Below are 14320 nucleotides of genomic sequence, written 5' to 3'. Positions count from 1 at the left end.
AGCTTAGCGCTTCAGCGAAGCCGGCAGGTGCGGCTGGATCGCCGTCAGTACGGCCTTGAAGCACTTGGTGTTGCCGGCAACGATATGGCCTTTTTCCAGGAAGTCGTGACCGCCGGTGAAGTCGCTCACCAGGCCGCCGGCTTCCTGGATCAGCAGGGCGCCCGCCGCCATGTCCCACTCGGACAGGCCCGATTCCCAGAATGCATCGAAACGACCGGCGGCCACATAGGCCAGGTCCAGGCTCGCGGCACCGGCGCGGCGGATGCCGGCGGTCTGGCCGACCAGGGCGCGGAACATGCCCAGGTAGTTGTCCAGGTTGTCCATCTGGTCGTCACGGAACGGGAAACCGGTACCCAGCAGGGCGCCGTCCAGGCTGGTGCGACCGCTGACGCGCAGGCGACGGCCATTGAGCTGGGCGCCACGGCCACGGGAGGCGGTGAATTCTTCCTGGCGGACCGGGTCGAGGACCACGGCGTGTTCCAGGCGACCACGGTATTTGCAGGCGATGCTGACCGCGAAGTGCGGGATGCCACGCAGGAAGTTGGTGGTGCCATCCAGTGGGTCGATGATCCACAGGTATTCTTCGCCTTCGCCGCTGCCGGCGTGGAAGCCGGTTTCTTCGCCACGAATGGCGTGGGTCGGATAGGCCTTGCGCAGCGCGTCGATAATTTTCTGTTCGGCGGCGCGATCCACTTCGGACACATAGTCCTTGGCGTCTTTTTCGTCGACCTTGATGGTATCCAGGCGCTCGATGGAGCGGAAAATCAATTCACTGGCGCTGCGGGCGGCGCGCAGCGCGATATTCAGCATGGGCTGCATGGACGTTTCACCTAGAGTGTTAAAGAAAGCCGAACATTCTACCAGAAAAGTCCCGGGGGAGAAGGACGACGTTGGCGCTCGTGGCGCAATCCCCAGTGCTTCTGTAAGATTTGCTCCCCTTCGCCGAGTCTGAGAGTGTCTCTCGTGCTGCAAAATATTCGTGTTGTCCTGGTCAATACCAGTCATCCGGGCAATATCGGCGGGGCCGCGCGGGCCATGAAGAACATGGGGCTGTCGCGCCTGGTGCTGGTGGAGCCGCGGATCTTTCCGTCCGCTGAAGCCGATGCGCGGGCTTCTGGTGCTACCGATATCCTTGAAAACGCGCAAGTCGTCGCCACCTTGGAAGACGCATTGGTCGGTTGCAACCTGGTGTTTGGTACCAGTGCTCGCGATCGGCGGATTCCGTGGCCGTTGCTCGATCCCCGTGAATCCGGGTTGAAGGTGGTCGAGGAGGCCGGGCAGGGTGCCGAGATCGCGCTGGTGTTCGGTCGTGAAGATTCCGGCCTGACCAACGACGAGCTGCAGCGATGTCATTATCACGTACATATCCCGTCCGATCCGGACTTCAGTTCGCTCAACCTCGCCACGGCGGTGCAGGTGCTGAGCTATGAAGTGCGGATGTCCTGGCTGGCGGCCGTCGGGCAGCCGAGCAAGGTAGAGAAGCATGAAGTGGCGTCGACGCGCAGCGAAGAGCTGGCGACCATGGATGAGATGGAGCGGTTCTACGGCCATCTGGAACAGACCCTGGTGGCCATCGACTTCCTCGACCCCGAAAAACCGCGCCATTTGATGGCACGGTTGCGTCGCCTGTACGGGCGCAGTTCGGTCAGTCGGGCCGAGATGAATATTTTGCGGGGCATCCTCACGGAAACCGAAAAAGCGGCCCGGGGCGAGCTCCTTAAGCGGAAGGATCAGTGATGTTCGAGCGTTTGCGAGAAGATATCCAGAGCGTATTCCACCGTGATCCGGCGGCGCGTAATGCCTTCGAAGTGCTGACCTGCTACCCGGGCCTGCATGCCATCTGGCTGCATCGCCTGGGTCATGCCTTGTGGGGCATGGGCTGGAAATGGCTGGCGCGGGTGGTGTCGAACTTCGGTCGTTGGCTGACCGGCATCGAGATCCACCCCGGGGCCAAGGTCGGGCGGCGGTTCTTTATCGACCATGGCATGGGCATCGTGATCGGCGAAACCGCCGAGATCGGCGATGACGTGACCATCTACCAGGGAGTGACCCTGGGCGGTACCAGTTGGAACAAGGGCAAGCGTCATCCGACTTTGGAGGATGGCGTGGTGGTGGGCGCCGGTGCCAAGGTGCTCGGGCCGTTTACCGTCGGTGCCGGGGCCAAGGTCGGGTCCAATGCGGTGGTGACCAAGGCGGTGCCGGCCGGTGCGACCGTAGTGGGGATTCCTGGGCGGATCATCATGAAGGCCGACGATCAGGTCGAAGCCAAGCGCAAGGCCATGGCGGAGAAGATTGGTTTCGATGCCTATGGCGTCAGCGAAGATATGCCGGACCCGGTGGCGCGGGCCATTGGCCAGTTGCTCGATCACCTGCAGGCGGTGGATGGGCGTCTGGAGGGGGTGTGTGGGGCGCTGAAGGACCTGGGCAGCACGTATTGCGCCAAGGAGCTGCCGGAGTTGCAGTGTGATGGGTTTGTCGAGGTGAAGAGCGAGGCCGAGGCCAAAGCGGGCTGATCTTTGTCGGACTTGCCGGCCTCATTCGCGGGCAAGCTCCGCTCCCACAGTGATCCGCGTCGTACACATACATCACGTACGGCGCAAAACCTGTGGGAGCGGAGCTTGCCCGCGAAGACGTCCTGAAGGGCGCCAAGGAACCACCAGTCAGTCACGACGGCGGTGATGCCATTACGCCCCAGACTTTGCTACAATTTGCGCGCGCTTTTCGCGGTAAACCCGACTAAAGCACTAGGTCTTATAGTTGACTTAAATACTCGGGAATAGCATACTCTTCCCCATCCCGATCCCGTAACTCCGTGGTACCTGTCCATGCGACTGACTACAAAAGGCCGATACGCCGTGACCGCCATGCTCGACCTGGCGTTGCACGCGCAACGCGGGCCGGTGTCTCTGGCCGATATCTCCGAGCGCCAAGGCATCTCCCTGTCCTACCTCGAACAGCTTTTCGCCAAGTTGCGCCGCAGCAACCTGGTGTCCAGTGTGCGCGGTCCCGGCGGCGGCTACCAGCTGTCGCGTGACATGCAGGGGATCCAGGTCGCCCAGGTGATCGATGCCGTGAACGAATCGGTCGATGCCACCAAATGCCAGGGGCTGGGCGATTGCCATGGCGGCGATACCTGCCTGACCCACCATCTGTGGTGCGACCTCAGCCTGCAGATCCACGAATTTCTCAGCGGTATCAGCTTGGCGGACCTTGTCACTCGCCGTGAAGTGCAAGAAGTCGCCCAGCGTCAGGATCAGCGCCGCGGTAATAGCAGGGCGCTACACCTGGACAAGATCGAAGCGTCCACCGTCGAATGACAGCCAAAGAGCCAACGGTGCGCCAGCCAGCCTGATTTAGGAGAGTATCCATGAAATTGCCGATTTACCTTGATTACTCAGCGACTACCCCGGTTGATCCGCGTGTCGCGCAAAAAATGAGTGAATGCCTGCTGGTCGACGGAAACTTCGGTAACCCGGCGTCCCGTTCCCACGTGTTCGGCTGGAAAGCCGAAGAGTCCGTGGAAAACGCACGTCGCCAGGTGGCCGACCTGGTCAATGCCGACCCGCGTGAAATCGTCTGGACCTCCGGTGCCACCGAGTCCGACAACCTGGCGATCAAGGGGGTTGCGCATTTCTACGGCACCAAGGGCAAGCACCTGATCACCAGCAAGATCGAACACAAGGCGGTCCTCGACACCATGCGCCAACTGGAGCGCGAAGGTTTCGAAGTCACCTACATCGAGCCTCGTGAAGATGGCCTGATCACTCCGGCCATGGTTGAAGCCGCCCTGCGCGACGACACCATCCTGGTCTCGATCATGCACGTGAACAACGAGATCGGCACCGTCAACGACATCGCCGCCATCGGCGAGCTGACCCGCTCCCGTGGCGTGCTGTTCCACGTCGATGCCGCTCAGTCCACCGGCAAGGTCGATATCGACCTGCAGAAGCTGAAAGTCGACCTGATGTCCTTCTCGGCCCACAAGACCTACGGCCCTAAAGGCATCGGCGCGCTGTATGTCAGCCGCAAGCCGCGTGTTCGCCTCGAAGCGACCATGCACGGCGGCGGTCACGAGCGCGGCATGCGTTCCGGTACCCTGGCGACCCACCAGATCGTCGGCATGGGCGAAGCGTTCCGCGTGGCCAAGGAAGACATGGCTGCCGAGAACCTGCGCATCAAAGCCTTGAGCGACCGCTTCTACAAGCAGGTCGAGCATCTGGAAGAGCTGTACATCAACGGCAGCATGACCGCCCGTGTACCGCACAACCTGAACCTGAGCTTCAACTACGTCGAAGGCGAGTCGCTGATCATGGCGCTCAAGGATCTCGCGGTTTCCTCCGGTTCCGCTTGTACCTCGGCTTCGCTGGAGCCTTCGTACGTATTGCGCGCCCTGGGCCGCAACGACGAACTGGCCCACAGCTCGATCCGCTTCACCTTCGGTCGCTTCACCACCGAAGAAGAAATCGATTATGCCGCGCAGAAAGTCTGCGAGGCCGTCACCAAGCTGCGCGCTCTGTCGCCGCTGTGGGACATGTTCAAAGACGGCGTCGATATCTCGAAGATCGAGTGGGCGGCACACTAAATAAAGAAGCCGCCACATACAGGTCCTGTAGCGACGCGGCAATCAACGGCTGACGTAACGACAGGACCGAGAGCGGCCCTGATGAGTGAGGATTAAGTACCATGGCTTACAGCGAAAAGGTCATCGACCACTACGAAAACCCGCGTAACGTCGGCAAGATGGACGCCGAAGACCCGGATGTCGGCACCGGCATGGTCGGCGCTCCGGCGTGCGGCGACGTGATGCGCCTGCAGATCAAGGTCAACGAGCAAGGCATCATCGAAGACGCCAAGTTCAAGACCTACGGTTGCGGTTCGGCTATCGCCTCCAGCTCCCTGGCTACCGAGTGGATGAAAGGCAAGACTCTGGATGAAGCAGAGACCATCAAGAACACTCAGCTGGCTGAAGAACTGGCCCTGCCGCCAGTGAAGATCCACTGCTCGGTCCTCGCCGAAGACGCCATCAAGGCCGCCGTTCGCGATTACAAGCAGAAGAAAGGCCTGATCTAAACGATCTGGCGTTCAAGCGATTAGTAAGGAGTCACCGATGGCTATCAGCATGACAGAAGCGGCTGCTCGACACGTGCGACGCTCCCTTGACGGGCGCGGCAAAGGTGAAGGGATTCGTCTGGGTGTTCGCACCACGGGCTGTTCCGGCCTTGCCTATGTGCTGGAGTTCGTCGACGAAGTGGTGGCGGAAGATCAGGTGTTCGAGAGTCACGGCGAAAAAGTGATCATCGACCCGAAAAGCCTCACCTACCTGGACGGCACCGAGCTCGATTTCGTCAAGGAAGGGTTGAACGAAGGCTTCAAGTTCAACAACCCCAACGTGCGCGGTGAATGTGGCTGCGGCGAAAGCTTCAACATCTGAGGCTTCTTGTTGTGGGTACTCCTTGTCATTTCGCTTTATTCGAGTTGCAGCCGAGCTTTACGCTGGATCTCGAACAGTTGGCCGCGCGCTATCGAGAACTGGCGCGCGGTGTGCACCCGGACCGCTTTGCCGACGCTTCAGAGCGTGAGCAACGCCTGGCCCTGGAGCAGTCCGCCAGCCTCAACGAGGCCTACCAGACCCTCAAGAGTCCTCCCAAGCGCGCGCGCTACCTGCTCGCCATGGGCGGTCGCGAGTTGCCGCTGGAGGTCACGGTGCACGACCCCGATTTCCTTATGCAGCAGATGCAATGGCGCGAGGAGCTCGAGGAGTTGCAGGACGAAGCGAACCTGCCCGGTATCGCCACGTTCAAGCGCCGCTTGAAAGTCGCCCAGGATCAATTGAACGACAGCTTCGCAGCTTGTTGGAACGATGCCGCGCAACGCGAACAGGCCGAACGCCTGATGCGGCGCATGCAGTTTCTCGACAAGCTCACCTACGAAGTGCGCCAGTTAGAAGAGCGCCTCGACGATTAACCCAGTGCCGCCTCGGTCGCACGCCTGATATTCAGATAAGTCCAGATAACGATGGCCCTACTGCAGATCGCCGAACCCGGCCAGAGTCCTCAACCGCACCAGCGTCGCCTGGCTGTGGGGATCGACTTGGGCACTACCAATTCGCTGGTCGCTGCATTGCGCAGTGGTCTTTCCGAGCCGTTGCCCGATGCCGACGGGCAGGTGATCCTGCCGTCCGCGGTGCGCTATCACGCCGACCGTGTTGAAGTCGGCCAGTCGGCCAAGTTGGCTGCCGCCGGTGATCCGCTCAATACCGTGATGTCGGTGAAGCGCCTGATGGGCCGTGGCCTGGCGGACGTCAAGCAACTGGGCGAACAACTGCCTTACCGCTTTGTCGGCGGCGAGTCGCACATGCCGTTCATCGATACCGTGCAGGGCCCGAAAAGCCCGGTGGAAGTGTCCGCCGAGATCCTCAAGGTGCTGCGTCTGCGCGCCGAGGCAAGCCTGGGTGGCGAACTGGTGGGGGCGGTGATCACCGTGCCGGCTTATTTCGACGAGCCCCAGCGCCAGGCAACCAAGGATGCGGCCCGACTGGCCGGACTCAACGTGCTGCGCCTGCTCAATGAGCCGACGGCGGCGGCGGTGGCTTACGGTCTGGATCAGAACGCCGAAGGCGTGGTTGCCATCTATGACCTGGGCGGCGGTACTTTCGATATTTCGATCCTGCGCCTGACCCGTGGTGTCTTCGAGGTACTGGCCACCGGTGGCGACAGCGCCCTGGGTGGCGATGACTTCGACCATGCGATTGCCGGCTGGATCATCGAGCAGGCAGGGTTGTCCGCCGATCTCGATCCGGGTACACAGCGTCATCTGCTGCAAACCGCTTGCGCCGCCAAGGAAGCCCTGACCGATGCGGCTTCGGTCGAGGTGGTCTATGGCGACTGGCGCGCGGCGTTGAGCCGTGAAGCCTTCGACGCGCTGATCGAGCCCATGGTTGCCCGCAGCCTCAAGGCTTGCCGGCGCGCCGTGCGTGACTCGAACGTGGAGCTCGACGAGGTCCAGGCCGTGGTCATGGTCGGCGGCTCGACCCGTGTGCCGCGTGTTCGCGAGGCGGTCGCCGAGATGTTCGGCCGTCAGCCGTTGACCGAGATCGACCCGGATCAGGTGGTGGCCATTGGTGCCGCGATCCAGGCTGATACCCTGGCCGGCAACAAGCGCGATGGCGGCGAATTGCTGCTGCTGGACGTGATTCCGTTGTCCCTGGGCCTGGAAACCATGGGCGGCCTGATGGAGAAGGTGATTCCGCGTAACACCACCATCCCGGTCGCCCGTGCCCAGGACTTCACTACTTATAAAGACGGCCAGTCGGCCATGATGATTCACGTGCTGCAAGGCGAGCGTGAATTGATCAGTGACTGCCGCTCCCTGGCGCGTTTCGAACTGCGCGGTATTCCGGCCATGGTCGCGGGCGCGGCGAAGATCCGCGTGACCTTCCAGGTCGATGCCGACGGTCTGCTCGATGTCTCGGCCCGCGAACTGGGTTCGGGCGTCGAGGCGAGCATCCAGGTCAAGCCGTCCTACGGCCTGACCGACGGCGAAATCGCCAGGATGCTCAAGGATTCGTTCCAGTATGCCGGTGACGACAAGGTCGCTCGCGTGCTGCGCGAGCAGCAGGTCGATGCCCAGCGCCTGGTCGAAGCCGTGCAAGCGGCTTTGGAGGCCGATGGCGAACGCTTGTTGGATGCCGATGAACGCATGGTTATCGACCTGCAGGTCCAGGAACTGACCGAACTGATGAAAGGCACCGATGGTTATGCCATCGAGCAGCAGACCAAGCGTCTGTCGCAAGTGACCGATGCTTTTGCTGCCCGCCGCCTGGATTCGACGGTGAAAGCCGCGCTGGCGGGGCGCAACCTGAATGAGATTGGGGAATAACGATGCCGCAGGTGATTTTTCTGCCTCACGAGAAGTTTTGTCCTGAGGGCTTGGTCGTGGAGGCAGAAACGGGGATCTCGATCCTCGAATTGGCCCATGAGCACCATATCGAAATGGAAAGTGCCTGTGGCGGTGTCTGCGCCTGTACCACTTGCCATTGCCTGATTCGCGAAGGTTTCGACTCGCTGGAAGAGGCCGATGAGCTGGAAGAGGACTACCTTGACAAGGCTTGGGGGCTGGAAGCCCAGTCGCGCCTGGCCTGTCAGGCCAAAGTCGGGACTGAGGACCTGACCGTCGAGATTCCGAAGTACTCGCTCAACCACGCCGCCGAAGCGCCGCATTGATTCAAGGAATTATCATGAGCCTGAAATGGGTTGATGTGCTGGAGATCGCAATTCAACTGGCTGAAAGCAAGCCGGAAGTCGATCCAATGTCGGTCAACTTCGTCGATCTACGCAAGTGGGTGATGGAATTGCCCGAGTTCGACGACAAGCCTGAGCACTGCGGCGAGAAGATTCTGGAGGCCATTCAGGCCCAGTGGATCGAAGAACGCGACTGAGCAGCGCGGCAGGTTAGGCAATACTTGGGAACCCGCGTATAATTCGCGGGTTTAATTTTTGGCAAATCACTGTTTCTGGAGTTACACCATGGCTGTTCAACGCACTTTCTCCATCATCAAGCCTGACGCCGTTGCAAAAAACGTGATCGGCAAGATCGTTTCCCGTTTCGAAGACGCCGGCCTGCGCGTTGTTGCTTCGAAAATGAAGCAACTGTCCAAAGCCGAAGCCGAAGGCTTCTACGCTGAGCACAGCGCTCGTGGTTTCTTCGGCGACCTGGTTGCCTTCATGATCTCCGGCCCGGTTGTTGTCCAGGTTCTGGAAGGCGAAAACGCCATCGCTCTGAACCGTGAGCTGATGGGCGCTACCAACCCTAAAGAAGCCGCTGCCGGCACCATCCGTGCTGACTTCGCTGATTCCATCGACGCCAACGCTGTACACGGTTCGGACTCCGAAGCCGCTGCCGCTCGCGAAATCTCGTACTTCTTCGCAGCTACCGAAGTAACCGCTCGCTAAGCAAAGGCTTTCGAGTGAGGGTGAATCCATGACTGTATCAATCGGCAAAATAAACCTGTTGGGTCTGACTCAGCCGGAAATGGAAAAATTCTTCGACTCAATCGGGGAGAAGCGTTTCCGTGCCGGTCAGGTCATGAAGTGGATTCACCACTTTGGCGTCGATGATTTCGACGCCATGACGAACGTCAGCAAGGCCTTGCGTGAAAAGCTCAAGACTGTTGCTGAAGTACGCGGTCCTGAAGTCGTCAGCGAGGACATTTCCACCGACGGCACCCGTAAATGGGTGGTGCGCGTGGCGTCCGGCAGCTGCGTCGAGACCGTCTACATTCCCCAGGGCAAACGTGGCACCTTGTGCGTTTCGTCCCAGGCGGGCTGTGCCCTGGACTGCAGTTTCTGCTCCACCGGCAAGCAAGGCTTCAACAGCAACCTCACCGCCGCCGAAGTCATCGGCCAGGTGTGGATTGCCAACAAATCCTTTGGCAGCGTCCCGGCGACCGTCGACCGTGCCATCACCAACGTGGTGATGATGGGCATGGGTGAGCCGCTGCTGAACTTCGACAACGTCATCGCGGCCATGCACCTGATGATGGACGACCTGGGCTACGGCATCTCCAAGCGCCGCGTGACCCTGTCGACCTCCGGCGTGGTTCCGATGATCGACGTGCTCGCCGAGCACATCGACGTCTCCCTGGCGCTGTCGCTGCACGCACCGAATGACGCATTGCGTAACCAATTGGTGCCGATCAACAAGAAGTATCCGCTTAAGATGTTGCTCGAGTCGTGCCGTCGCTACATGGCGACCCTCGGCGAGAAGCGCGTCCTGACCATCGAGTACACCCTGCTCAAGGATGTCAACGACCAGGTCGAGCATGCCGTCGAGATGATCGAGCTGCTCAAGGACACGCCGTGCAAGATCAACCTGATTCCGTTCAACCCGTTCCCGCATTCGGGCTACGAGCGCCCGAGCAACAATGCGATCCGGCGTTTCCAGGACTTGTTGCATCAGGCCGGTTATAACGTCACGGTACGTACCACCCGCGGTGAAGACATCGACGCGGCCTGTGGTCAGTTGGTGGGGCAGGTGCTGGATCGCACCCGTCGCAGCGAACGCTACATTGCCGTACGTGAGCTGAGCGCCGATGCCGAAAGTGGGCAAAGCGCCGCGAACCGAAACTGAGAGAGGACCTCCATGACCCTGCGCGCTGCGCTCCTTGTCGTATTCGTCGGCCTGCTGGCCGGCTGCGTTTCAACGGGTAATGTCGACCCGCTGAGTACCAGCAAGGGGCGCGATGAAGCGCGCACGGCCTATGTGCAACTGGGCATCGGCTATCTGCAGCAAGGCCAGACCGAGCAGGCCAAGGTGCCGCTCAAGAAAGCCCTGGAGATGGACAGCTCCGATCCGGATGCCAACGGCGCCCTGGCGCTGGTGTTCCAGGCCGAAGGCGAAACGCAACTGGCCGAGGAGCATTTCCACAAGGCCCTGTCCTCGCGTCCGAACGACGCGCGCACGCTCAACAATTACGGCAGCTTCCTGTTCGAACTCAAGCGTTACAAGGACGCCTACGAGCGTTTTGAACAGGCCGCCAACGACAGCCTCTATACCGAACGTTCGCGGGTTTTCGAAAACCTCGGCCTTACGGCGCTGGCCCTTGGCCAGCGCGATCTGGCCCTGCAGCATTTCGACAAATCCCTGCGCCTGAACCGCCAACAGCCACGTGCTTTGCTGGAAATGGCTGAGTTGTCTTACGAAGACAGGCATTATGTGCCCGCACGCGATTATTACGCGCGCTTCAGCCTGCTGAGCGAGCAAAATGCACGTAGTCTATTGCTCGGTATCCGCCTGGCGAAAATCTACGAAGATCGTGACAAAGCCGCCAGTTACGGCTTGCAACTAAAACGACTCTATCCCGGTACGCCGGAATATCAGCAATACCTGTCGGAGCAAAGATGAAAGCGGCGCAACCCGAATTTGTAGCAGCGACTCGCGTCAACCCCGGTGAGACCCTGCGTCAGGCCCGCGAAAGCAATGGTTGGACGTTGGCCGAGGTGGCCGTGAAGCTCAACCTCACGGTGTCGTCCCTGAGCAACCTGGAAGCCGGTGCCTTCGACAAGCTGCCGGGGCATACCTTTGCCCGGGGTTATATCCGCGCCTACGCCAAGTTGCTCGGCATGGACCAGGCCGTCCTGGTCCAGCAGTTCGACCAGAGCACCGGCACCGACTCCCAGGGCAGCAGTGTCCAGGCCCTGGGGCGGATCGAAGAGCCGGTGCGGTTTTCCCACACCCTGTTGCGTATCGTCAGCCTGCTGTTGCTGATCGCCGTGATCGGCGGCGGCTTCGTCTGGTGGCAGGACCAGGCCAGCCTGCGCTCCAAGGATCAGGCGGCGGTCAATATGGAGCACGTCGAAGTCGAAAGCGCCGATGGCACCACGCAGATTCATCCGATCGACGAGCCGGAAGACCAGGCCGTGACCGAGAACCAGGCGGCCTCCGAGGCGCCGGCACCTGAAGGCGCGGCCGAGGCCCAGCCTGCGGCCCCGGCGGCTGCGGCCAGTACTCCGGCGACCCCGGCTGTGGTGCCTGTGCCGCATTCGGCGCAGACCCTGGTGGTGGCCCCTACGCAAGCCCCAGCCCCGGTGTCGACAGTCGCGTCAGGCGCTCCGGTCAGCGGTGCACCCGCTGCCGCCGAGCCCGTGGCCGGCGCCGGCCAGGTCCACCTGACCTTCGTCGCCGATTGCTGGACCCAGGTCACCGACGGCAACGGCAAGGTGCTGGTCAGCGGCCTCAAGCGCAAGGGCGAGAACCTTGAGCTCAGCGGCAAGCCGCCGTTTGCCGTGCGCCTGGGCTATGCCCGCGGTGCCCAGATCACATACAACGGTCAGCCGGTCGATATCGCCCCGTTCACCAGTGGCGAGACCGCTCGCCTGAAGCTAGGTCAATAAGTCATGCACGGCCAATCTCCTATCAAGCGTCGCGAGTCCCGTAAAATCTGGGTCGGCTCGGTACCCGTAGGCGGTGATGCACCGATCGCGGTGCAGAGCATGACCAACAGCGACACCAATGACGTCGCGGCTACCGTGGCGCAGATCAATCGCCTGGAAGCCGCGGGCGTCGATATCGTGCGCATTTCCGTGCCGGACATGGACGCCGCCGAGGCCTTCGGTCGGATCAAGCAGTTGGTCAAGGTACCGCTGGTCGCCGATATCCACTTCGACTACAAGATCGCCCTGCGCGTGGCCGAACTGGGTGTCGACTGCCTGCGGATCAACCCGGGCAATATCGGTCGCGAAGACCGCGTGCGCGCGGTGGTCGATGCCGCCCGTGATCGTGGTATCCCGATCCGTATCGGCGTCAACGCCGGTTCCCTGGAAAAAGACCTGCAGAAAAAGTACGGCGAGCCCACGCCAGAGGCGCTGGTGGAGTCCGCCCTGCGCCATGTCGAGCACCTGGAGCGCCTGAACTTCCAGGACTTCAAGGTCAGCGTAAAGGCTTCCGACGTGTTCATGGCGGTAGCCGCCTACCGCCTGCTGGCCAAGGAAATCGTCCAGCCGCTGCACCTGGGGATCACCGAAGCCGGTGGTTTGCGTTCAGGCACGGTGAAATCCGCCGTCGGCCTCGGTATGCTGCTGGCCGAAGGGATTGGCGATACTATCCGCATCTCGTTGGCGGCCGACCCGGTCGAGGAAGTGAAAGTCGGCTACGACATCCTCAAGTCCCTGCACCTGCGTTCCCGTGGTATCAACTTCATCGCCTGCCCGAGCTGCTCGCGGCAGAACTTCGATGTGGTCAAGACCATGAACGAGCTGGAAGGGCGCCTGGAAGATCTGCTGGTGCCGCTGGATGTGGCCGTGATCGGCTGTGTGGTCAACGGACCGGGTGAGGCCAAAGAGGCTCATATCGGCCTGACCGGTGGCACGCCGAACCTGATCTACATCGACGGCAAGCCGGCGCAGAAACTGACGAATGACAATCTGGTGGATGAGCTCGAAAGGCTGATCCGGCAGAAGGCGGCCGAAAAGGTCGACGCCGACGCGGCGCTGATCGCCCGCGGCTGATCGAAGAATTTAAGGATATTTTGTGAGCAAGTCTTTGCAAGCCATTCGTGGCATGAACGACATCCTGCCCGAGCAGACGCCCCTGTGGCGCTATTTCGAGGGCACTGTCGCGCGTCTGCTGGATAACTACGGCTACAAGCAGATCCGCATGCCGATCGTCGAGTTCACCGAGCTGTTCAAACGCTCCATCGGTGAAGTGACCGACATCGTCGAAAAAGAGATGTACACCTTCGAGGACCGCAACGGCGATTCCCTGACCCTGCGTCCGGAAGGTACCGCGGCCTGCGTGCGCGCCGTGCTGGAACACGGCATCACCGGTGGTGGTCAGCCGCAGAAGCTCTGGTACATCGGCCCGATGTTCCGCCACGAGCGTCCGCAGAAAGGCCGTTATCGCCAGTTCCACCAGATCGGCTGCGAAGTCTTCAATATCGACGGCCCGGACATCGACGCCGAGCTGATCGTGCTGACCTGGCGCCTGTGGGGCCTGCTGGGCATCCGCGGCGCGGTCAAGCTCGAACTCAACAGCCTGGGCACCAGCGAGTCCCGTGGCCGTTATCGCGAGGCCCTGGTGGAGTTCCTCAGCGCACGTCTCGAGCTGTTGGATGAAGACAGCCAACGCCGCCTGAAGACCAACCCGCTGCGGGTGCTCGACACCAAGAACCCGGACACCCAGGCCGCGCTGGTGGATGCGCCGAAACTCGCCGACTACCTCGACGAGGAATCGCGCCTGCACTTCGAAGGCCTCAAGGCCCGTCTCGATGCGGCCGGTATCCCGTACGTGATCAATCCCAAGCTGGTGCGCGGGCTGGATTACTACAGCAAGACCGTTTTCGAATGGGTCACCGACCAGTTGGGCGCCCAGGGCACCGTCTGTGCCGGTGGTCGCTACGATGGCCTGGTGGAGCAGATGGGCGGCAAGCCGACTCCCGGCGTGGGTTTTGCCATGGGTATCGAGCGGTTGATCCTGCTGCTGGAAACCCTGGAGCAGGTCCCGGAAGAAATCGCCCGTCAGGTCGACGTCTACCTGTGCGCCTTCGGCGAGGCCGCGGAACTCGCGGCCCTGGCCCTGAGCGAGAAGGTCCGTGACCAGCTGCCGAACCTGCGTTTGCAGGTCAACGCCGGTGCCGGCAGCTTCAAGAGCCAGTTCAAGAAAGCTGACAAAAGCGGTGCGCTGTACGCCTTGATTCTCGGTGACGACGAATTGGCTCAGCAAGTGGTAGGTTTCAAACCCCTGCGTGGCCAGGGCGAGCAACAAAGCATTGCCTGGGAGGCTCTTTCCGAGCACTTGGCCACCTGCGTCGTGCAGGGTTGAAGCT

17 protein-coding genes are annotated in these 14320 nt (G+C 61.3%); 16 read left to right on the top strand and 1 reads right to left on the bottom strand.

All coding sequences use genetic code 11. From position 1 onward, the window contains the following. Positions 1-3 precede the first annotated feature (3 nt). Entirely contained in the window at positions 4-819 is an 816-nt protein-coding gene (gene suhB, locus M5C01_RS24275) for an inositol-phosphate phosphatase (protein WP_152740973.1), read from the bottom strand. A 144-nt stretch (positions 820-963) separates the two neighbouring features. Between suhB and trmJ the strand changes: the two genes are divergently transcribed. From trmJ to hisS, 16 genes are all read left to right on the top strand, one after another. After that, a complete protein-coding gene (trmJ, locus tag M5C01_RS24270; RefSeq protein WP_100941404.1) occupies positions 964-1737 on the top strand; it encodes a tRNA (cytosine(32)/uridine(32)-2'-O)-methyltransferase TrmJ in 774 nt (257 codons plus the stop codon). Then, positions 1737-2513, top strand: a complete 777-nt coding sequence (gene cysE / locus M5C01_RS24265) for a serine O-acetyltransferase (RefSeq protein ID WP_152740971.1) — start codon at positions 1737-1739, stop codon at positions 2511-2513. The genes trmJ and cysE overlap by 1 nt, the downstream gene beginning before the upstream one ends. Positions 2514-2825: 312 nt before the next feature. Then, entirely contained in the window at positions 2826-3317 is a 492-nt protein-coding gene (gene iscR / locus M5C01_RS24260; RefSeq protein ID WP_103498549.1) for a Fe-S cluster assembly transcriptional regulator IscR, read from the top strand. 50 nt (positions 3318-3367) lie between these two features. Continuing rightward, on the top strand, positions 3368-4582 hold the full coding sequence (locus M5C01_RS24255) for an IscS subfamily cysteine desulfurase (protein ID WP_103498548.1): 1215 nt from the start codon (positions 3368-3370) through the stop codon (positions 4580-4582). A 101-nt stretch (positions 4583-4683) separates the two neighbouring features. Next, positions 4684-5070: a Fe-S cluster assembly scaffold IscU gene (gene iscU, locus M5C01_RS24250; protein WP_003443374.1), complete on the top strand. Its 387-nt coding sequence runs from the start codon at positions 4684-4686 to the stop codon at positions 5068-5070. A gap of 37 nt (positions 5071-5107) precedes the next feature. Next, the gene (gene iscA / locus M5C01_RS24245; protein WP_010565230.1) at positions 5108-5431 is read left to right on the top strand and encodes an iron-sulfur cluster assembly protein IscA; all 324 of its coding nucleotides are present in this window, start codon (positions 5108-5110) and stop codon (positions 5429-5431) included. Positions 5432-5442: 11 nt separating this feature from the next. After that, on the top strand, positions 5443-5964 hold the full coding sequence (gene hscB / locus M5C01_RS24240; protein WP_103498547.1) for a co-chaperone HscB: 522 nt from the start codon (positions 5443-5445) through the stop codon (positions 5962-5964). Between the two features lie 51 nt (positions 5965-6015). Further along, positions 6016-7878, top strand: coding sequence for a Fe-S protein assembly chaperone HscA (hscA, locus tag M5C01_RS24235; RefSeq protein ID WP_152740969.1), 1863 nt, complete (start codon positions 6016-6018; stop codon positions 7876-7878). Between the two features lie 2 nt (positions 7879-7880). Beyond that, entirely contained in the window at positions 7881-8222 is a 342-nt protein-coding gene (gene fdx / locus M5C01_RS24230) for an ISC system 2Fe-2S type ferredoxin (RefSeq protein WP_103498545.1), read from the top strand. A gap of 14 nt (positions 8223-8236) precedes the next feature. Further along, on the top strand, positions 8237-8437 hold the full coding sequence (gene iscX, locus M5C01_RS24225; RefSeq protein WP_103498544.1) for a Fe-S cluster assembly protein IscX: 201 nt from the start codon (positions 8237-8239) through the stop codon (positions 8435-8437). 88 nt (positions 8438-8525) lie between these two features. After that, positions 8526-8951 (top strand): nucleoside-diphosphate kinase, encoded by a 426-nt coding sequence (gene ndk, locus M5C01_RS24220; RefSeq protein ID WP_103498543.1) that lies wholly within the window; start codon positions 8526-8528, stop codon positions 8949-8951. Positions 8952-8979: 28 nt separating this feature from the next. Continuing rightward, positions 8980-10128, top strand: coding sequence for a 23S rRNA (adenine(2503)-C(2))-methyltransferase RlmN (rlmN, locus tag M5C01_RS24215; RefSeq protein ID WP_103498542.1), 1149 nt, complete (start codon positions 8980-8982; stop codon positions 10126-10128). A 12-nt stretch (positions 10129-10140) separates the two neighbouring features. Continuing rightward, the gene (gene pilW / locus M5C01_RS24210) at positions 10141-10902 is read left to right on the top strand and encodes a type IV pilus biogenesis/stability protein PilW (protein WP_103498541.1); all 762 of its coding nucleotides are present in this window, start codon (positions 10141-10143) and stop codon (positions 10900-10902) included. Further along, entirely contained in the window at positions 10899-11891 is a 993-nt protein-coding gene (locus tag M5C01_RS24205; RefSeq protein WP_152740968.1) for a RodZ family helix-turn-helix domain-containing protein, read from the top strand. Before pilW ends, M5C01_RS24205 begins: the two co-directional genes overlap by 4 nt. A gap of 3 nt (positions 11892-11894) precedes the next feature. Continuing rightward, positions 11895-13004, top strand: coding sequence for a flavodoxin-dependent (E)-4-hydroxy-3-methylbut-2-enyl-diphosphate synthase (gene ispG, locus M5C01_RS24200; protein ID WP_152740967.1), 1110 nt, complete (start codon positions 11895-11897; stop codon positions 13002-13004). Between the two features lie 22 nt (positions 13005-13026). Continuing rightward, positions 13027-14316, top strand: coding sequence for a histidine--tRNA ligase (hisS, locus tag M5C01_RS24195; protein WP_103498539.1), 1290 nt, complete (start codon positions 13027-13029; stop codon positions 14314-14316). Positions 14317-14320: the final 4 nt, after the last annotated feature.

This window comes from Pseudomonas sp. MWU12-2319, assembly GCF_023242525.1.
GTDB lineage: Bacteria > Pseudomonadota > Gammaproteobacteria > Pseudomonadales > Pseudomonadaceae > Aquipseudomonas > Aquipseudomonas gingeri_D.
The sequence above is the reverse complement of the archived record's forward strand: the minus strand, read 5'-3'. Positions and strand labels throughout refer to the sequence as shown.

Bases quoted from the DNA above. Each gene is read 5' to 3' on its own strand.
- suhB (WP_152740973.1), bottom strand. From the start codon at position 819: ATGCAGCCCATGCTGAATATCGCGCTGCGCGCCGCCCGCAGCGCCAGT.
- cysE (WP_152740971.1), top strand. From the start codon at position 1,737: ATGTTCGAGCGTTTGCGAGAAGATATCCAGAGCGTATTCCACCGTGAT.
- iscR (WP_103498549.1), top strand. From the start codon at position 2,826: ATGCGACTGACTACAAAAGGCCGATACGCCGTGACCGCCATGCTCGAC.
- M5C01_RS24255 (WP_103498548.1), top strand. From the start codon at position 3,368: ATGAAATTGCCGATTTACCTTGATTACTCAGCGACTACCCCGGTTGAT.
- iscU (WP_003443374.1), top strand. From the start codon at position 4,684: ATGGCTTACAGCGAAAAGGTCATCGACCACTACGAAAACCCGCGTAAC.
- iscA (WP_010565230.1), top strand. From the start codon at position 5,108: ATGGCTATCAGCATGACAGAAGCGGCTGCTCGACACGTGCGACGCTCC.
- hscA (WP_152740969.1), top strand. From the start codon at position 6,016: ATGGCCCTACTGCAGATCGCCGAACCCGGCCAGAGTCCTCAACCGCAC.
- fdx (WP_103498545.1), top strand. From the start codon at position 7,881: ATGCCGCAGGTGATTTTTCTGCCTCACGAGAAGTTTTGTCCTGAGGGC.
- iscX (WP_103498544.1), top strand. From the start codon at position 8,237: ATGAGCCTGAAATGGGTTGATGTGCTGGAGATCGCAATTCAACTGGCT.
- ndk (WP_103498543.1), top strand. From the start codon at position 8,526: ATGGCTGTTCAACGCACTTTCTCCATCATCAAGCCTGACGCCGTTGCA.
- rlmN (WP_103498542.1), top strand. From the start codon at position 8,980: ATGACTGTATCAATCGGCAAAATAAACCTGTTGGGTCTGACTCAGCCG.
- pilW (WP_103498541.1), top strand. From the start codon at position 10,141: ATGACCCTGCGCGCTGCGCTCCTTGTCGTATTCGTCGGCCTGCTGGCC.
- M5C01_RS24205 (WP_152740968.1), top strand. From the start codon at position 10,899: ATGAAAGCGGCGCAACCCGAATTTGTAGCAGCGACTCGCGTCAACCCC.
- ispG (WP_152740967.1), top strand. From the start codon at position 11,895: ATGCACGGCCAATCTCCTATCAAGCGTCGCGAGTCCCGTAAAATCTGG.